Origin of the sequence: Pseudarthrobacter sp., from assembly GCF_036675385.1 — a bacterium.
Classification (GTDB): Bacteria; Actinomycetota; Actinomycetes; order Actinomycetales; family Micrococcaceae; genus Arthrobacter.
Window position 1 is genome coordinate 1 of record NZ_JAKFFD010000103.1, and the last position, 17,499, is coordinate 17,499.

A 17,499-nucleotide genomic window follows, 5' to 3' on the forward strand; every position below is an offset into this window, starting at 1 on the left:
GTTGAGTGGCAGGAGAGCGAGAAGCTGCTCAAGCTGGGCTTCCCGCTGGACGTCAGGGCGGACCGCTCCGCCTCGGAGACCCAGTTCGGCCATGTCTTCCGCCCCACCCATGTCAACACCTCGTGGGAGGCCGCCAAGTTCGAGATCTGCGCGCACCGCTGGATCCACGTGGCCGAGCCCGGCTACGGCGTCGCGATTTCCAACGCGGCCACCTACGGGCACGATGTCACCAGGAGCGTACGGGATTCCGACGGCGGGACCACCACCTCGGTGCGCCTCTCCCTGTTGCGCGCACCGAAGTTCCCGGACCCGACCGCGGACCGCGGCCACCAGGAACTGACCGTGACCATCCGCCCCGGAGCCGGGATCGCCGACGCCGTGGAGGAGGGGTACCGCACCAACCTCGTACCCCGGCTGGTGAAGGGCGCTCGCGGTGTGGAGCCGCTGTTCGCCGTGGACAACCCGGCCCTGGTCATCGAGGCGGTCAAGCTTGCCGAAGACGGGTCCGGCGATGTTGTGGTCCGCCTTTATGAGTCCCTGGGGCAGCGGTCCGCCGGCGTGATCACGGCCAACTTCCCGGTCACGGCCGTCCTGGCCACGGACCTGCTGGAGCGCGCCACCAACGCGCCGGGCGTCAACACTGCCGCAACGGAGCAGTCGGTGGAGCTTTCGCTGCGCCCGTTCCAGCTGGTCACCCTGAGGTTCGCGCGCTAACACCCATCGACTGCTCCGTAGGGGCCGTTTTGCAGGCTCAAAAGGGCCGTTACGGAGCACTCGATGATGGTTGGCGGGACCTGGCCGTTAAATGGCTGAGTGGGGGCGGTCCCCAACGGCCCGCCACCACTCATCCCCCCAAAGTATGCAAAGACTCAACGGGCCCGGCGTCCGGGAATCTATCCCCGTTCGCGAACACCGGCACCCAACTTCACACATTCATGATTGTGCCATGTCTAATGATTTTGTGAAAGTAGGGAAGGCTACTTTGCAGTAGAAGTCCTTAGCCGAGGGCCTCCCCGCCCGTGCCGGAGCCTGGCCACCGCGATCAAAGCCAGGCCAACGACAAAGCAAAGAATTGCCGTGTAGTTGATCAGGAACGTCGCTGGTCCCCAGCTGGGCGGATAGAAGGGGAAGAGCAGAGTCAGGGGGATGGCCACCGAGCCTACGCCCAGCAGGAAGGCGGCGATCCGAACCAGGGCGGGCAGCGTGCTGCGCACCGCGAGCACCATGGCCGGCAGCAGGACCAGCGAAACATAGGCCGGATAAGCGCGGCCGGCGGCCCCGTAGTACTGGACCAGTAGGGCATTCCCGTCATCCTCGCCTGTCATGGCAACCAATCCCGCGGACGAGCCGGCAGTGTCCATCATCAGGAACACCACAAGCACGGTCAGCGAGGTCAGGCCCAGCGCAGCGATTCCGATCCGTCCGGTGAGCATCCGGTAGGCGTCGTCGGCCCCAAAGCCGCGGGTGATGCGGATGCCCACGAAGAAGATGGCGGCGAAAATGACATAGCGGAGCAGGAGGTTGGTCGCATTAACACCGCCGAGCGCCTGGTCAATGGCGAGGTAGGGTGCTTCGATGCTGAGGAGAGTGGCCAGGGTCAACAGCGCAAAGATGTAAAAGAGTGTCCTGTTCCTCCCCCTCAGGGCACTGGGAACCCTCGCGACGGCCACCAGGCCGGAGACAGTCAGCGTGGACCACTGCAGGATTTCGATCATCCCAGGTTCTCCCAGATCTTTTCGGTTTTCTCGTGGTCGTGTTCCTGCCGGCGGAGGGCCCTGCCGAGAGTCTGCAGCCGGTCACCGGCCAGAGTGGTCAGCTCGCCGTCGGACAGGCTGTCCAAGGCGGCCTGCCGGGCTCCGGGAGGCCAGCTGGCCTCCGCCTCCGTGACCAGCCCTGTGGCCACCAGGCCGCTGGCCGGGGCGACGCCGGCGGCAAGGGAGGTGGCAACGGCCAGCTCGGGGGCCAGCCGGTTTGCGGTCAGTTGTGCCGAATAGTTCTGCGGAGCGATTCCAGTGGCGGCGGAGACCCGGTGCCGCAGCTCGCCGTCGTCGATTGCCTCCACCCAGTTCTTGACCGAGGTGGCGTGCGGTGCCGGCTCCAACGCCGGCGAACCGGCCAGCGCGGCGGCCGCCGGCACGCCGCCCGGGTCCGCGGCGGAACGGGCCAAAACTGCCCGCAGGAGGTCCGGAGTGGAGATCTGGCTGACCAGTTCGGACCTGCTGGGCGGGTGCGTGTCCGTGAGCTGGCTGTAGGCGTCGAACGCCGCCAGCGCCGAAACGGGATTGACGTTGTACGCCCGGCTGATGCTCACCACCGTAGTCTCTGCCACCTTGCCCCGGACAAGCTGCTGGGCAAGGGTGGTCCGCTTGATGCCGGAGACGCGGCAGATATCGGACGTGCTCGTGTTGGGGGCGATGCCGTGCAGCCAGCGCTGGAACGCTTTGGCAGGAATTGGCATATCGGCTCTCTGCTGAACGGATGATTGCCTTTTGATTTTAGCCTGACCTTTCGGAGGCAGTTTGGTGCGGCGTGCTGAGTCGACTATGCTTGATGGTCGAGCCCGTTGGTCCGTACACCCCCCAAGTCCGGACCAGCGGGCTCTTTAGTGCCCCGGCACTTTTCGGGGCGGCACATTGCGGATTCACCGCAGTTTCGGGCCGATTCAGGCGGGCTCCTCCGGCCGGGCGGCGGCGAGAGGATGGACCAACCTATGACTGCAACCCTTGTTGCCAAAGACCTTTCCGGCGGCCACGACCACCGGACGCTGTTCGCCAGACTCTCCCTCACGGTGGCCCCCGGCGACGTGGTGGGTGTGGTGGGCGCCAACGGCGCCGGCAAGTCCACCCTGCTGCGCCTGCTGGCCGGTGTGGACCAGCCCCAGGGCGGCAGCGTCAGCCTCGCCCCCGCCGACGCCTTTGTGGGCTGGCTGCCCCAGGAACACGAGCGCGTCGCCGGCGAGACCGTGGCCGGCTACATCGCCCGCCGGACCGGCTGCGCCCAGGCCACTGTGGAGATGGAGTCCACCGCCGAGGCGCTGGGATCCGGCGCACCGGGAGCCGATGATGCCTACTCGCTGGCCTTTGACCGCTGGATGGCGTCAGGCGCGGCAGACCTCGACGAACGCATCCCGCCCGTCCTTGCCGACCTCGGCCTGGACACCGGCGCGGACGCCCCCATGACCGGGCTCTCCGGCGGCCAGGCGGCCCGCGTGGCCCTCGCCGCGCTCCTGCTCAGCCGGTTCGACGTTGTGCTGCTCGACGAGCCCACCAACGACCTTGACCTGGCCGGCCTGGCCAAACTGGAAGCTTTTGTCCAGGGCCTGCGGGGCGGTGTGGTGCTCGTGTCCCATGACCGCGAGTTCCTGGCCCGCTGCGTGACCACCATCGTGGAACTGGATCTGGCGCAGAATTCCGTGGCGGTCTACGACGGCGGCTATGAGGCCTTCCTGGAGGAGCGCGCGGTGGCGCGGCGCCACGCGAGGGAAAAGTTCGAGGAGTTCGCGTCCACCAAGGCAGACCTGGTCTCCCGTGCCCGGACGCAGCGCGAGTGGAGCTCCCAGGGCGTGCGGAACGCCATGAAGAAAAGCCCGGACAATGACAAGATCCGCCGGGCTGCCAGCACCGAGTCATCGGAAAAGCAGGCCCAGAAGGTCCGGCAGATGGAATCCCGGATTGCCCGGCTGGACGTAGTGGAGGAGCCGCGGAAGGAATGGCAGCTGCAGTTCACCATTGGCCAGGCGCCCCGCTCCAGTGCGGTGGTGGCCACCTTGCGTGACGCCGTCGTGAAGCAGGGAAGCTTCACGCTGGGCCCGGTGAACCTGCAGCTCAACGCGGGGGAGCGGATCGGCATCACCGGCCCCAACGGAGCCGGCAAGTCGACGCTGCTGCGCCTGCTCCTGGGCGTGCAGGCGCCCGACGCCGGCAACGCCGCCATGGGTGCCTCGGTGGCCATCGGCGAAATTGACCAGGCCCGCGGACTGCTGGCCGGCCACCTCAACCTTGCCGACGCCGTCGAAGCCGTGCTCACGGACCTGACAGCGGCGGAGGTCCGCACCCTGCTGGCCAAGTTCGGGCTGAAGGCGGACCACACCACCCGCCCTGTGGATTCCCTGTCGCCGGGCGAACGCACCCGCGCCGCACTGGCGCTGCTGCAGGCCCGCGGGGTGAACCTGCTGGTCCTGGACGAACCCACCAACCACCTGGACCTGCCCGCCATCGAGCAGCTGGAAGAGGCGCTGGGAAGTTATGAGGGCGCTTTGCTGTTAGTAACCCATGACCGGAGGCTGCTCGAGAACGTGCAGCTGGATGTCCGGTGGAATGTAGACAACGGAATGGTAACTGAACTGATGGCAGACGATTCCTCACAGGCGGGGCACCAGCGATGAGCATGGACGGCGTCGCCTGGCACTCCCTGTACAACATCTCCCGGGCCAAGAACGGCTCCCGGCCCTTCTCCAAGGCCACCCTGAAACGGGTCCTGGGCTTCGCCCGCCCGCACCGGACAAAGCTGATCGCGTTTGTGGCGCTGTCCATTGTGATGGCATTCCTGGCCGTGGCCACGCCCGTGCTGGCCGGCCAGGTGGTTGATGCCATCGTGGCCAAGGCGGGTACGGACGAGGTGATCCGGCTGGCGCTGCTGATCGCCGTGGTGGCCGTTGCCGAAGCCGGCCTGGGGCTCGTGAGCCGCTGGCTGTCCTCCACCATCGGCGAAGGCGTGATCGTGGACCTGCGCACCAGGGTCTTTGACCATGTGCAGAAGATGCCCATCGCGTTTTTCACCCGGACCCGCACCGGCGCCCTGGTCAGCCGCCTGAACAACGACGTCATCGGCGCGCAGTCCGCCTTCGCCGGAACCCTTTCCGGTGTGGTCAGCAACGTGGTGGCACTGATCCTGACGCTGATCGTAATGCTCGGGACTTCCTGGCAGGTCACCGTGCTCGCCATGATCCTGCTGCCGATCTTCCTGATCCCTGCCCGCCGGATGGGCTCCAAGCTCGCGGACCTGCGGCGTGAGGCGGCAAACCACAACGCGGCCATGGGCACCCAGATGACCGAGCGCTTCTCCGCTCCGGGCGCCACGCTGGTGAAGCTTTTCGGCCGGCCGGACGAGGAATCCCGCGAGTTCGCGGTCCGCGCCGGCCGGGTCCGGGACATCGGTGTCCGCACGGCCATGCTGCAGTTCACCTTCGTCACCGCGCTGACGCTGGTGTCCGCACTCGCCCTGGCCCTGGTCTACGGCCTGGGCGGCTGGCTGGCCATCGGCGGTCAGCTCGCCGCGGGCGACGTTGTGGTGCTGGCCCTGCTGCTGACCCGCCTGTACGCCCCGCTCACCGCCCTGTCCAACGCCCGGGTGGAAATCATGAGCGCGCTGGTCAGCTTCGAGCGGGTTTTCGAGATCCTGGACCTCAAGCCCCTGATCCGGCAGAAGCCCGACGCCGTGGCCATCCCGCCGGGAAACGTTTCGGTGGAGTTTGACGACGTCCGCTTCGCCTACCCCTCGGCGGACAAGGTCTCGCTGGCCTCGCTCGAGGAAGTGTCCACGCTGGACACCCGCGGCGGCGAAGAGGTGCTGCATGGCATCAGTTTCCGGGTGGAACCCGGGCAGACCGTCGCCCTGGTGGGTTCCTCCGGTGCCGGAAAGTCCACCATCGCGCAGCTGCTTTCCCGGCTGTACGACGTCGATTCCGGCGCCGTGCGGCTCGGCGGCACTCTGCCCGGCTCGGGGCTGGACGTCCGGGACGCCACCTTCGATTCCCTGCGGGACACGCTGGGGATGGTCACCCAGGACGGACACCTCTTCCACGAATCCATTGCCTCCAACCTCCGGCTTGCCCGGCCGGACGCCACGGAAGAGGACATGTGGGATGCCATCCGGCAGGCCCGCCTGGAAACCATGATCCGGTCCCTGCCAGACGGCCTGGACACTGTGGTGGGGGAGCGCGGTTACCGGCTCTCCGGCGGTGAACGCCAGCGCCTCACCATCGCCCGGCTGCTGATTTCCCAGCCCCGGGTGGTCATCCTCGACGAGGCCACCGCCGCACTCGACTCCACCAACGAAGCCGCCGTGCAGGCGGCCCTGGGCGCCGCGCTCGAGGGGCGCACCGCCGTCGTGATTGCCCACCGGCTGTCCACCATCCGTGCCGCCGACGTCATCCTGGTGGTCGAGGACGGGCGGATCGTGGAACGCGGGAACCATACCGATCTGCTCGCGGCCGAGGGCCGGTACGCCGAGCTGTACCAGACGCAGTTCGCCGAGGCCACGGCCGTGGCAGCGGAAGCCGTTCCGGAGTACTAGACCCACTCCTCAGCGGCGCAGGGTGGCCAGTTCGGGCAGGATGTGGTCCGTCAGGAGCGGGGCCAGGTCCGCTGGCAGCGGCGCGCCCCGGTCCAGCGCCGCCAGGTCCAGCCAGCGGATCTCGGCGATCTCAGCCGAGGGGTGCGCGGTCCAGGTTCCGGGTGCGGTAAACACCGTGGCTTCGATGTCCGTGGCGGCCTCGTTGGCGGCGTCGGCGATCCAGACGCCCATCAGCTCCAGGTCGCGCGGATCCACCACGATCCCCACTTCCTCCTGAAGTTCCCGCGCAGCGGCGTGGACGGCGGTTTCGCCGGCTTCGGGCTTGCCGCCGGGGTGCATAAACATGCTGGTGCCGCGCTTGCGGACGGTCAGGAGCCGGCCCGCGTCATCGAAGACACAGACGGCGGAGACAACAATGCGGGATTTCACGGTTCCGAGCCTAGCGTGTTCAGTCGTGCCGCTTCAGACCTGGCGCTTCAGGGCGGACGTCAGCAGCAGGTCCTTGCGCGGGCCGGTCACATCCCACGTGTAACTGAATGTGTCCGGGCCTTCGTAGTTGTAGGCCACGCGGTACGTATCGGGATCGCACCAGTGCCGGTCCAGGTTCGCCTCCGGCGTGAAACTCATCCGGTGGAAGGGCCGCCCGTCGGCAAAAAATACGTCCAGGGCGTCGGGCCGGTCGGCGGGTTTCAGGACGTATTCACGCGAGGCGGGGCCGGTAAAGGTGGGCCAGCGCATGGTGCCTTCTTCACGGAAGGCCAGGCCGCCGTCGTCCGCGGGGGAAAAATGTACGACGCCGGCAAAGGTTCCGTAGGTGCCCGTGGACCGGTCCAGCAGCTGCCGTTCAACGGCCCAGCTTCCCTGAATGGAGAAGTTCCCGGCCGGCGAGGGGCCGAGCAGGTAGGCGCGGAGATCGAACTCCGGTGAAGGAAGATTCAAGTGCCCTCGATTGGAATCGAACCAACGACACCGGCTTTAGGAGAGCCGTGCTCTATCCACTGAGCTACGAGGGCGCGTGTCCGCTGGTCCGGTAGGGCCGGTCCGTCCGGACACGGATACAAGCATACAAGGTGGGAGGCCGTACTACGCTCTTGGCATGAGATCAGCCCCGTCGTCCGCCCCCGCCGTGGCCTACCTCCCGGACACCGCCTCGACCCGCCAGTACATCGGCGCCTGGTCCGTCCTGAGTGTCCTGCAGTATTTTGTGGCGGAAGCGGCCGTGATCGGCGCCTGGGGCGGGCCGCAGCCCTACGACCGCCGGACCGGATACATCAGCGACCTCGGCGCGCTTCATTGCGGGATCTACGACGGACGGGATGTGTGTTCGCCGCTGCATTGGCTGATGAACGCCTCGTTTGTGGTCCAGGGGCTGGGCATGCTGCTCGGTGCGCTGCTGCTGGGCTCGGGGCTGCTGTGTGTCGCCGCCCGGGCGGGGGCCCGGGTCCAGCCTGCGCGCCGGAAGCCTTGGCTGGCGGCGGTCTGCGTCCGGATCCTGACCGGCGCCGCCGGTGCGGGGACCATGATCGTGGGCCTGGTGCCGGAGGACGTCGGCTCCGGCTGGCACTTCGCCGGCGCGGTGGTGTATTTCCTTGCCGGCGCGGCCGCCCTCGTGGTGCTGGGCATCCTGTGGCTGCGGCAGACGCCCCTGGGGTGGTTTGTCCTGGTGTGCGGGCTGGTGTCGCTCGCCGCGCTGGCGACCGGCGGTCTCACGGGGATGGACGTCCCGGAGCCGGGGACGCTTGAAAGGCTGATGGGCTACCCCGTCACTGTGGGTGTTGCTGCCTCAGGTCTGGTGATCGCACAGCGGGTCCACCGGCACCGGAAGGAAGTACGATCGGCCGCGTCTGCAGATGGCCGCTGACGTCCCGCCGGTTGTCTAATTGACGAAGAATTCGCGGAAGTTGCTCAGCGATTTCCCCCCGGAGTAGCCGAGCGCGTCGGCCCCTGCGGACACGGCATCGTCCGGTGAGAAGATGCTGATGGCGAAGGAGCCTGACTCAAGGTCTTCGGTTTTCTCCAGCATCGGCGGGAGGGCCTCGCCGAGCACCTCCGCGAGGGCGGCCTCGTCATTGCTGGTCCCCACCAACTTCACGTTGATGAAGTTTCCGGACGTGTTCATGTTGACGTTGACCTGGGCCGATTCAACTCCAGGAACCGACATCGCGGCGTCCTGCATATCCTTTTTCAGGCGGTCAGCCGGCGACGCGCCTGACACGACGCAGGCTGAGAGGCCAAGGACGGCCATCGCCAAGGTGAGCGCTCCGGCAACGGTTTTGAGTCGGTGCATTGTTACTGCTTTCGGGAGATGTTAGACACTGTCGAGGTGACTTGGCTAGCGTCCGAGGTCAGGAACCTTTGGGTTGATTGCTGTTGACTGTACTGGGCAATCGGTCCTCCGGCCTCCTGCTGGCTGACTGAATCCACGTAACGGTTGGCGTGGTGATACTCGATCCCGGCAAACCCCGGGTCGACGTCAGGGTTGGGCATGGTGACGATCGTGGCGCCGTTGTCCTGGCTGGCGGAGATGGTGCCGTCCGGCCACGCGGTCGCGTCTCCCAGGTCCACCTGCGGAACGGGGTCGCCATCGTGCTGCAGTGCCAGGACATCGATGGACGGCGGGATGGGCGTGGAATCCACGGGTGAACCGAACGTGACCACATTGGTGACGTTGAAGCGGTCTGTGAAACCGCTGTCCGAAGCCAGGGCCGCGGCGATCATTCCACCTTGGGAGTGCCCGGAGAGCATCACCGGTGCGCCTTCGGGAATGCCTGCCTGTTCCATGGCCAGCCGAACGGCCTCCGCGGCGGTGGACAGGTTGCCGCCGGCCAGCTCAAGGTTGCCCGTCAGGTCCGTCGGATTTGCGGCTCCGTCCGGCTCCCACCGGGTGGTGCCTGGAATGCTGATGATATACGCGGGCGGCTGGCCTGGCTTCTCGACTGTGGTGATCCGGACGCCTGTATCGGGCGTACCGGGCATGCCGGGGTCGCTGTAGGCCGCGTCTGTGGTGGACAGGATGGCGCTGATGGTGGACGGGACCGGCGTCTGCGTCCGTCCGTTGTCGTCTGTGTCCTCCGGGTTACCCACTCCGACGGGAAGGGGATCCCCTGCGACCGGCCGGCCGTCGTCGAACAGATGCGGGTTGGAAAAGCCCAGCGTGAAAGTGGCCTGTTTGAGGTTCTCGAAGGAAGCTGCCAGCAATACGCTGTTGGAGACAAGCTCTGTGATGGATGGCGGTTCGCCCGACGTCAGCCATCGCCAGCCCATCTCCGCGACGTTGCCGGTTTGGCTGAAGACATTTCCCTGCGCATCCAGGATGTTCCTGATGGGAAGCGGAGCGATGTCCTGGACGTAGTGCCACGTGTTGCTGACTGTGTCCCCGACAGCATCCGTAACTTCTCCGGCGGTGTCCCACAGGTCCTCTGCGGCGTCGGCTCCGGACTCAATCAGCTGGTCAAAGATTGAGGGGCCGCCGGTAGCTTGGGGTGCCGCGCTTGCCTCCAAGCGGCGGCTGGCTGCCACTTGTTCCTCAACATTCTGTTTGACGGCGTTGGAAGCGGCCGCGAGCGCATGGGCAGTCCCGAGCAGCTGCCGCCGGTAGCCAACCCACTCCTCCGTGAACCGCTTCCCGTCGTCTCCTTTCCATGGCGCGCCTGTAATCAGCGGAGTCAGGCTGCCGCTCAGGGCCAGCAGCCGGTCACTGGTGCGGGCAAACTCTTCGCTGAGGCGCCGCCCGCTCTCCACGTCCATTCCGTACAGGGCCATGGTCACGCCGCCTTTTCCGCAGCGCTGGCGAGGTACTCGCGGGCTCCGAGCACACGCCACGCAACCTCGCGGCTGAGGTCAGCAATGGAATAGCTACGCTCCGCCAGCGCCCAGGCGTCTCTACTGACATGGCCCGGGTGATGTCCCTGGTCCGCAACGGGCACCGCCGCGGACACCTCAAGATGGAACGTATGGGTGGCGCCAGGACCGGTTTCCCCGACGACGGCATCCGGTGCTGCCTGCCGTTCCGCGGCTGCGGGCAAATGGCGCCGGATGGCAGCCCAGGCATCTTCCTCGCGGAAGAAGGAAACTTCGACCGCGTTGCGGACTTCCGTCACGGCCACACCGTCCACACCGTGCCGGATCCTGCGGTAATAGGTGATTCCAACGCCCCGCCCGCCGGTGAGTCCAAGCTCGGTGTGGACGGAGAGGTCCTGTGACTGGACCACCGCCGCGGCCTTCACGGGAGCAGACGCCGCAATCCACACTGCGAGCACCCACTGCCGGGTGATGGCGCCCTGCCCGTCGACAATTCCTGCACGGCGCAGCTCGGCTTCCATGGCCTGGGGGTCTCCAGCCTCCAGTTGGCGGCTGGCCTCGGCCTGGGCCGACTCCCGGTACGCAGAAACGGCCGCCTCGGCTTCCGGTTCACCCGCCAGGACTTCCGCGGCCTTGTGGACCGTCAACGCCCAGGCCAGTCCGCTGATCTCAACGATATTGAGAGCAGGATCCGTCCGTGATTCCCCCATGGATTCCCCCGATGTTTAAGATCCCCGGCATCAAATGCCGGCACTGGACACACTATCGGGGTGTCCGGCAGGAAGGGTATGGGGAGAACTCTCCGGAGGTACGGGCGGGAGCCTACTGTTGGCGCGGCCGTTTGCGCAGGAACACAGCCGTAGCCCCGGCCAGCAGGCTGACGACGAACAGCACCCACCCGGCAACGGTGAGCCCGGACGCCAGGGCGACCTGGCCGGCGTCGGCCGTTTCCGATCCCAGCGCGGCGTCGATGGCGACATTGCCCCACAGCCGGACCACCACAAACAGCAGCGGGATGGCCCAGAGTGACCAGCGGAGGGCCTTCTTGGCGACGTTGGTCCCGATCAGGAGCAGCCAGGTGAAGCCGAAAATGAGCGGGAACAGGGTGCCGGCTGTCTTGTGGACGTAGTTGAGCTGGCCGCGGGCGTCGTTGTCCATGGCGGCGTTCAGTTGGCCGACGTAGCCAGCGTCAAAACCTCCCAGGAGCGAGTCGGGCATGGCCAGGCCGCCGGAGAGCTGGGTGAGCTGCTGGAGCGTGAGCAGGTGGACATACCAGAACAGGAACAGGCTCACTGTCACGCCCGCGATGAGGATCAGGTTGGTGTTGCTCTGGGCCTTCTGCGGCGAACGTTTGGTGGAGGGGTTGATGACCGGCGGGAGGCTGTGCTGCGGAACAGCCGCCTTCGAGCCGTGCTTCTTGATCCGCTGCGCTGGGGTTTTGGCCATGGCACCATTATCCCGCCACCTAAACTGGGTCAATGACCACTGGCCGGCACAGCGCCCTTGAACTTGACCCCGCCCTGGACGACTATCAGCTGGCATCCGCGCTGGTGCGCGAAGCCGGGCAACTGGCGCTCCTGATGCGCATGGCCGGGCTGCAGTCCCAGCAGAAAACCTCCATCTCCGACGTGGTGACCGCCGCGGACCACGCTGCGGAAGCCTACGTGCTGGGGCAGTTGCAGCGCTGCCGGCCGGAGGACGGCATCCTGGGGGAGGAGGGCACCTCTGTGGCCGGCACCAGCGGCCGTACCTGGGTGATCGACCCCGTGGACGGCACCTACAACTTCCTGCACGGATCCACGTACTGGTGTTCGGCCCTCGCGCTGAAGGACTCGTCCGATGTGCTGCTCGGCGCGATTTTCCAGCCGGAGGAGGACAAGCTCTGGCTCGGCGGCACGGCCCACGCAGCCACGCTGAACGGCGAGGTACTGACTGCCTACCGGGACACGAACGCTGTCCAGGACGGCGGGGCGCGCAACGCAACCGCGCTCGCCGAACTCGGCGCAGCCACCTACATCCACCCCACCTGGCTCATGGATCCGCTCTGCGCCATGCCCTGGCACGCTGCGGCCACCTCCGCCGCGGCGCTGCGGATGTTCGGCTCCGGGTCCTGCGACCTGGGCCGGGTGGCCGATGGCCAGCTGGGATGCTGGTTCCAGCACAGCTGCCCGGAATGGGACTGGCTGCCGGGCAAGGCGATCGTCCGCGCCGCCGGCGGCGCCACGGACACGGTCCGGATCAACGGCCTGGACTGGTTTATGGCGGGAGGCACGACGGCGGTGCGGGAGTTGCGTGCGGCCCTTGAGTCGGGCTCGGTGGCCTGAGTCCGGGCCGCCTTTTGCGCGCTTCCCGGGTGGGGAGCACGGTGTTATCCACAGGCTGGACCTGACTGTCAGCCCCACCGCCTAGACTTGTAGGCACCATGGATATGTTGTTTGACCCGTACTCTGACGGACCGTTCAAGGCCGCCGCGCCAGCCTCCGCCCGCACCAAGTCGCGCCCGGAAGGCCTTGCCGCGGCCGCCGAGTTCGGTGGCGGCGGGCCGGGCGGCGGCTCCGAACACGCAGCAGAACGGGGCGCCCAGCGCACGGGCGGCTGGGCCAACCAGCAGCCCTCTCATGACGGCAACGGCGAGCCGGCCCACCACCGGCCGAATGCCGAGGAACTCCTGGAGGGGCTTAACCCGCAGCAGGAGGAGGCCGTCAAGCACGCCGGCGGCGCCCTGCTCATTGTGGCCGGCGCCGGCTCGGGAAAGACCCGCGTCCTCAGTAACCGGATCGCGTACCTCATTGCCACGCACCGCGCGCATCACGGTGAGATCCTGGCCATCACGTTCACCAACAAGGCCGCCGCCGAGATGCGGGAGCGCATCGCGGCGCTGGTGGGTGGACGGGCCAAGATCATGTGGATCTCCACGTTCCACTCTTCCTGCGTGCGTATCCTGCGCCAGGAGGCCGCGAACGTCGGCCGGAAGTCGAACTTCTCCATCTACGACTCCGCGGACTCGCTGCGGCTGGTCATCCAGGTCTCCAAGAGCCTGGACCTGGATCCCAAGAAGTTCGCGCCCAAGGCCATCCAGCACAAGATCTCCGCGCTCAAGAACGAACTCATCGACGCCGATTCCTACGCGTCCTCCGCGAATTACAACGATCCCTTCGAGTCCGCCGTGGCTGACGTCTTCAAGGGCTACACCCAGCGGCTGCGCCAGGCCAACGCCATGGACTTCGATGACCTCATCGCCGAGACCGTCTACATGTTCCGAGCCTTCCCCGCGCTCGCCGATTCCTACCGGCGGCGGTTCCGGCACGTCCTCGTGGACGAGTACCAGGACACCAACCATGCCCAGTACGCCCTGGTCCGCGAGATAGTGGGGGAGGGCCCTGGTGCGTCCGAGCTCACCGTCGTGGGCGACTCCGACCAGTCCATCTACGCCTTCCGCGGCGCCGACATCCGCAACATCGTGGAGTTCGAAAAGGACTATCCGGACGCCCGCACCATCAAACTGGAGCAGAACTACCGCTCCACGCAGAACATCCTCAGCGCGGCCAACTCCGTGATCTCACGCAACCCCAACCGCCCGGACAAGCGGCTGTGGACCGCCGAGGGCGAGGGCCACAAGATCATCGGCTATGTGGGCGAGAACGAGCACGCCGAGGCCCAGTTCATTGCCAAGGAGATTGACCGGCTCCAGGACGAGGACAACCTCCGCCCCGGTGATGTTGCCATTTTCTACCGCACCAACGCGCAGTCCCGTTCCATTGAGGATGTGCTGGTCCGGGTTGGGCTGCCGTACAAGGTAGTGGGTGGCACCCGCTTCTACGACCGCAAGGAAATCAAGGACGCCCTCGCATACCTCCGCGTTCTGGTGAACCCGGACGACGACGTCAACCTGCGCCGGGTGCTCAACGAACCCAAGCGCGGCATTGGTGACCGCGCCGAAGGTGCCGTGGCCGCACTGGCCGAGCGCGAACGGATGTCGTTCATGGCCGCCGCCCGGCGGGCTGAAGAGGCTCCCGGCATGGCCACCCGTTCCGTCAACGCCGTCCTCGGGTTTGTGAAACTGCTGGACGACCTCGCAGAGGTTGCCTCCGGTTCAGGCGCCGCCGCCGCGCTGGAGGCCGTCCTGGAACAGACCGGCTACCTCGCCGGGCTGCGTTCCAGCACTGATCCACAGGACGAGTCCCGCGTGGAGAACCTGGCGGAACTCGTCGCCGTCGTGCGTGAATACGAACAGGAGAACCCGGAAGGTTCCCTGGGCGCATTCCTGGAACAGGTGTCGCTGGTCGCTGATGCGGACCAGATCCCGGATGCGCCGGGTGCGGACATCGACGCCGCCGTGGCCGAAGCTAAACGCCTGGGCGTGGTCACGCTGATGACCCTCCACACCGCCAAAGGGCTCGAATTCCCGGTGGTGTTCCTCACGGGCATGGAACACGGGCTGTTCCCGCACCAGCGCTCGGCCACGGACCCCAAGGAACTCGCCGAGGAACGCCGGCTGGCCTACGTGGGCCTGACCCGTGCGCGCAAGCGCCTCTACGTCACCCGGTCCGAAGTCCGCAGCATGTGGGGCCAAAGCCAGTACAACCCGGCCAGCCAGTTCCTCGAGGAAATTCCCGCAGAGCTGCTGGAGTGGAAACGCGAAGGCACCAGCCGGCAGCCCGGCGGGTGGGGGAGCAGCAGCGCGTCGATCGGGTCCAGCCGTTACGGCGGATCCTTCTGGGGCGCCGGCACGTCCCGCGGCGCGGCCGCCGATTCCTCGGCGGGCTTCAACGCGGACGTTCCCGCAGCGATCGCCAAGAACCGGGTCCAGCCGCAGAAGGAGATTGTGGCCGTCAGTGTGGGCGACAAGGTCAACCACACCAGCTTCGGCAACGGCACGGTGCTGGCGCTGGAAGGCGCGGGGGACAAAACAGTGGCCAAGGTGAAGTTCAGCGTCGGCGAGAAGCGACTGCTGCTCCGCTACGCGCCACTCACGAAGCTCGACGCCTGACCACGCCTGCCCTTGTCCGGGCACCGCGGCTGGCTTACAGTTCAGGAACGCGCGGTACCCGGGAAACAGCCGGTAGCCGGGGAACCGGTGCAGCGCAGGCCACTTGAGCACAGCAGAACTTGAGCACAGCAGATTCGGGGGCACCACTGTGAAGATCCTGTTCGCCAGCCAGGCCATTGACGGCCATTTCAACCCCATGACGGGCGTGGCGATGCGGCTCAAGGACCGCGGCCACGAGGTGGCCTGGTACACGGGTCCCGTCTATGCGGACAGGCTCGCCGGCATGGGAATCCAGCACTTCCCCTTCCGCAGGGCCATCGAGCACCGCGCGGACAACCTCAATGAGCTCTATCCGGAGCGGGCCAAGCTCAAGGGCCCACGGGCCATCGGCTTCGACGGCGAGAAGATTTTCGCCAGCAACGTCAGCCACTTCTTCGAGGACATCCGCGGGGTCGCGCAGCAGAATCCCTTCGACGTTCTTGTGGCGGACAGTTCCATGTTCATTCACCGGCTCGTCTCCCACTTGATGGGCAAGCCGGTAGTGAATTTTGTTGCGATCCCCAACATGGAAAGCGACCCGCAGGTCCCGCCGCTTTTCTTCGGGTTCCGGCCGCCCCGCAATCCCGCGGAGAAGGCGGTCCAAGGCCTGGCGGGCCTGCTGTCCGACAAGGTCATCCTTCGGCCTGCCAGTCAGAGCTACGGCCGGCAGCATGCCGCCTACGGCCAGCCTGTTCCGCGGGAAGGCCGGCTGACGGACGAACCCTATCGGTGCTCGGACGCCATTATCCAGACCGGCACGGAATCCCTCGATTTCCCGCGGCGCCGGGTCAATGCCAAAGTGCACTACGTCGGGGCGCTCCTGCCATACCGGTCGCCTGGCCAGGCGCCCGGCGGTTCCGGTGAGGCCGCATCCGGTTCCGGTGGGGACGGCGGCTTTCCCCGGTCCTATCCCGCAACGCTCGTTGTCACCCAGGGAACAGTGGACAACCTTGACCAGGACAAACTCATCGTTCCGTCGCTTGAGGCGGTCAAGGACATGGATGCGTTGGTCATCGTGGCAACCGGCGGGCACGGCACCGAAGCGTTGAAAGCCCGGTACACGCAGCCCAACGTGGTGGTCCGGGACTACGTGGACTTCGCGGAGGTCTTTGACTTCACGGATGTCTTCATCACCAACGGCGGATTCGGCGGTGTGCAGCTGAGCCTGTCCAAGGGGGTTCCCTTGGTGGTTTCGGGCATCAACGAGGGCAAAAGTGATGTTAACGCCCGGGTGGAACACGCCGGCGTCGGCATTAACCTCAGGACGGAGTCACCCAAGCCCGCGGACATAGCCGGTGCAGTTCGAAAGGTCCTGGCGGATCCTGGCTGGAAATCCCGCGCCCGGACGATGCGGGAGCAGTTCGACCGTGAGGATCCCGCCGAAGCTGCTGCCGCCGTCGTAGAGGCCGCCGGGACGCGCCCGACGGCCTGAGACCGCTGCCGGGGCATAATGGAGGCCATGCGACGGACTGTATTGGGGATCCTGGCCGCCTTCTTCCTGCTGGCAGGCACTGCCTGCAGCATCACCACCGAGGACCCGGGCTATGTGGCTCCGCCGCCGCTGCCGGCCATGGAACAACTGGAACAGGCAGCGTTGGCCGACCCCGCCGCGTTCAGGGCCAGCGGGGACGTCCTGTCCTTCATCACGGAGGACCGGAACATTGTGTGTTCCCTGACGTCGGCCCGTGGGGAACACCTTGACCTCCCGTATGAGTCGAACAGCTTCAGTGATGCGGCCAACAACAAGCTCGCCACCGTCCCGGTGGCGCATTGCGAGCTTGCCGGATACCCCAAGCCTGCCGCGGGCGACATCAAGGACGACTGCGCCGGCACCGGCCTGGGCTATCTGGGCGGAGCGGCGCTGCTCAGCCCGGACAGGGCAACGTATGGGGAGTGCCGTTCCGGCGTCACACAAATGGAGGCAGCCTACGGACCCAAGGGCAACAAGAGCGGCCCGCTGACGGAACTGCGGGTCCTCGCCGAGGGCCAGAACCTGGAACGGAACGGGCTGCGCTGTTCGGCCCATAACGGCGGCGTGGCGTGCGGAAACGTCTCGGCCGGCGTCGGATTCTTTGTGGCCCGGGACCGCTACGAACTTATTTCCAAGGACGCGGCAACAGCCTCCCCGGCACCCGCTGAGGCCTCAAAAACCCCGTAATCTAGGCGTTTTTCTACGCTCCATAGAATAGTGTCGTTACTCACATAAGCGGTAGTGTGGAACGGGCCGGTCCTCTGAGAGGGCTAGAGTTCCGAATGGAGCATTGCGCTGTGGGGCCCGTTTCCGGACTGGTCGCAGGTGCAGGCAATCCGCAGCCCGGTCATCGTCTTCGGCGGTGCCCGACTGTACAGAAACTACTTCGACGTAGAAGGACACT

At 66.5% G+C, this 17,499-nt stretch carries 16 protein-coding genes and 1 tRNA gene; 8 read left to right on the plus strand and 9 right to left on the minus strand.

Annotation, left to right across the window (positions count from 1 at the left end; genetic code table 11):
* The coding region (locus V6M49_RS08055; protein WP_332760798.1) for a glycoside hydrolase family 38 C-terminal domain-containing protein at nt 1-714 on the plus strand (714 nt) is incomplete at its 5' end.
* Nucleotides 715-977: 263 nt separating this feature from the next.
* On the opposite strand, the gene V6M49_RS08060 is transcribed toward V6M49_RS08055, so the two are convergent.
* Together V6M49_RS08060 and V6M49_RS08065 are read right to left on the minus strand one after the other, a co-directional pair.
* Entirely contained in the window at nt 978-1,715 is a 738-nt protein-coding gene (locus tag V6M49_RS08060) for a hypothetical protein (protein WP_332760799.1), read from the minus strand.
* Nucleotides 1,712-2,458: a hypothetical protein gene (locus V6M49_RS08065; protein WP_332760800.1), complete on the minus strand. Its 747-nt coding sequence runs from the start codon at nt 2,456-2,458 to the stop codon at nt 1,712-1,714. The genes V6M49_RS08060 and V6M49_RS08065 overlap by 4 nt, the downstream gene beginning before the upstream one ends.
* 252 nt (nt 2,459-2,710) lie before the next feature.
* On the opposite strand from V6M49_RS08065, the gene V6M49_RS08070 reads away from it, so the two are divergent.
* Nucleotides 2,711-4,384, plus strand: coding sequence for an ABC-F family ATP-binding cassette domain-containing protein (locus V6M49_RS08070; protein WP_332760801.1), 1,674 nt, complete (start codon nt 2,711-2,713; stop codon nt 4,382-4,384).
* A complete protein-coding gene (locus tag V6M49_RS08075; protein ID WP_332760802.1) occupies nt 4,381-6,294 on the plus strand; it encodes an ABC transporter ATP-binding protein in 1,914 nt (637 codons plus the stop codon). The genes V6M49_RS08070 and V6M49_RS08075 overlap by 4 nt, the downstream gene beginning before the upstream one ends.
* A 9-nt stretch (nt 6,295-6,303) precedes the next feature.
* Here V6M49_RS08075 and V6M49_RS08080 read toward each other — a convergent pair whose 3' ends face one another.
* The 3 genes from V6M49_RS08080 to V6M49_RS08090 all read right to left on the minus strand — a co-directional run bounded on the left by V6M49_RS08080 (nt 6,304) and on the right by V6M49_RS08090 (nt 7,307).
* On the minus strand, nt 6,304-6,723 hold the full coding sequence (locus V6M49_RS08080; protein ID WP_141139569.1) for an NUDIX hydrolase: 420 nt from the start codon (nt 6,721-6,723) through the stop codon (nt 6,304-6,306).
* Between the two features lie 33 nt (nt 6,724-6,756).
* Nucleotides 6,757-7,233 carry a DUF6314 family protein gene (locus V6M49_RS08085; protein WP_332760803.1) on the minus strand — a complete coding sequence of 159 codons (477 nt, stop codon included), beginning with the start codon at nt 7,231-7,233 and terminating at the stop codon, nt 6,757-6,759.
* A gap of 1 nt (nt 7,234) precedes the next feature.
* A tRNA-Arg gene (locus tag V6M49_RS08090) sits at nt 7,235-7,307 on the minus strand.
* An 83-nt stretch (nt 7,308-7,390) separates the two neighbouring features.
* On the opposite strand from V6M49_RS08090, the gene V6M49_RS08095 reads away from it, so the two are divergent.
* Nucleotides 7,391-8,155, plus strand: a complete 765-nt coding sequence (locus V6M49_RS08095) for a DUF998 domain-containing protein (protein ID WP_332760804.1) — start codon at nt 7,391-7,393, stop codon at nt 8,153-8,155.
* 15 nt (nt 8,156-8,170) lie between these two features.
* Here V6M49_RS08095 and V6M49_RS08100 read toward each other — a convergent pair whose 3' ends face one another.
* The 4 genes from V6M49_RS08100 to V6M49_RS08115 form a co-directional block, all read right to left on the minus strand.
* The gene (locus V6M49_RS08100) at nt 8,171-8,581 is read right to left on the minus strand and encodes a hypothetical protein (RefSeq protein WP_058929960.1); all 411 of its coding nucleotides are present in this window, start codon (nt 8,579-8,581) and stop codon (nt 8,171-8,173) included.
* A 2-nt stretch (nt 8,582-8,583) separates the two neighbouring features.
* Nucleotides 8,584-10,056, minus strand: coding sequence for a hypothetical protein (locus V6M49_RS08105; RefSeq protein ID WP_332760805.1), 1,473 nt, complete (start codon nt 10,054-10,056; stop codon nt 8,584-8,586).
* Nucleotides 10,057-10,058: 2 nt separating this feature from the next.
* The gene (locus V6M49_RS08110) at nt 10,059-10,805 is read right to left on the minus strand and encodes a hypothetical protein (RefSeq protein ID WP_332760806.1); all 747 of its coding nucleotides are present in this window, start codon (nt 10,803-10,805) and stop codon (nt 10,059-10,061) included.
* A 112-nt stretch (nt 10,806-10,917) separates the two neighbouring features.
* Nucleotides 10,918-11,541 (minus strand): hypothetical protein, encoded by a 624-nt coding sequence (locus V6M49_RS08115; RefSeq protein WP_332760807.1) that lies wholly within the window; start codon nt 11,539-11,541, stop codon nt 10,918-10,920.
* A 32-nt stretch (nt 11,542-11,573) separates the two neighbouring features.
* Here V6M49_RS08115 and V6M49_RS08120 point away from each other — a divergent pair, with 32 nt between their 5' ends.
* The 4 genes from V6M49_RS08120 to V6M49_RS08135 all read left to right on the plus strand — a co-directional run bounded on the left by V6M49_RS08120 (nt 11,574) and on the right by V6M49_RS08135 (nt 17,282).
* Complete coding sequence (locus V6M49_RS08120) at nt 11,574-12,419, plus strand: inositol monophosphatase family protein (protein ID WP_141139575.1); 846 nt, start codon at nt 11,574-11,576, stop codon at nt 12,417-12,419.
* A 98-nt stretch (nt 12,420-12,517) separates the two neighbouring features.
* A complete protein-coding gene (gene pcrA, locus V6M49_RS08125; protein ID WP_332760808.1) occupies nt 12,518-15,085 on the plus strand; it encodes a DNA helicase PcrA in 2,568 nt (855 codons plus the stop codon).
* Nucleotides 15,086-15,188: 103 nt separating this feature from the next.
* Complete coding sequence (locus V6M49_RS08130) at nt 15,189-16,556, plus strand: glycosyltransferase (protein WP_332760809.1); 1,368 nt, start codon at nt 15,189-15,191, stop codon at nt 16,554-16,556.
* A gap of 18 nt (nt 16,557-16,574) precedes the next feature.
* Complete coding sequence (locus V6M49_RS08135) at nt 16,575-17,282, plus strand: hypothetical protein (RefSeq protein ID WP_104062813.1); 708 nt, start codon at nt 16,575-16,577, stop codon at nt 17,280-17,282.
* Nucleotides 17,283-17,499: the final 217 nt, after the last annotated feature.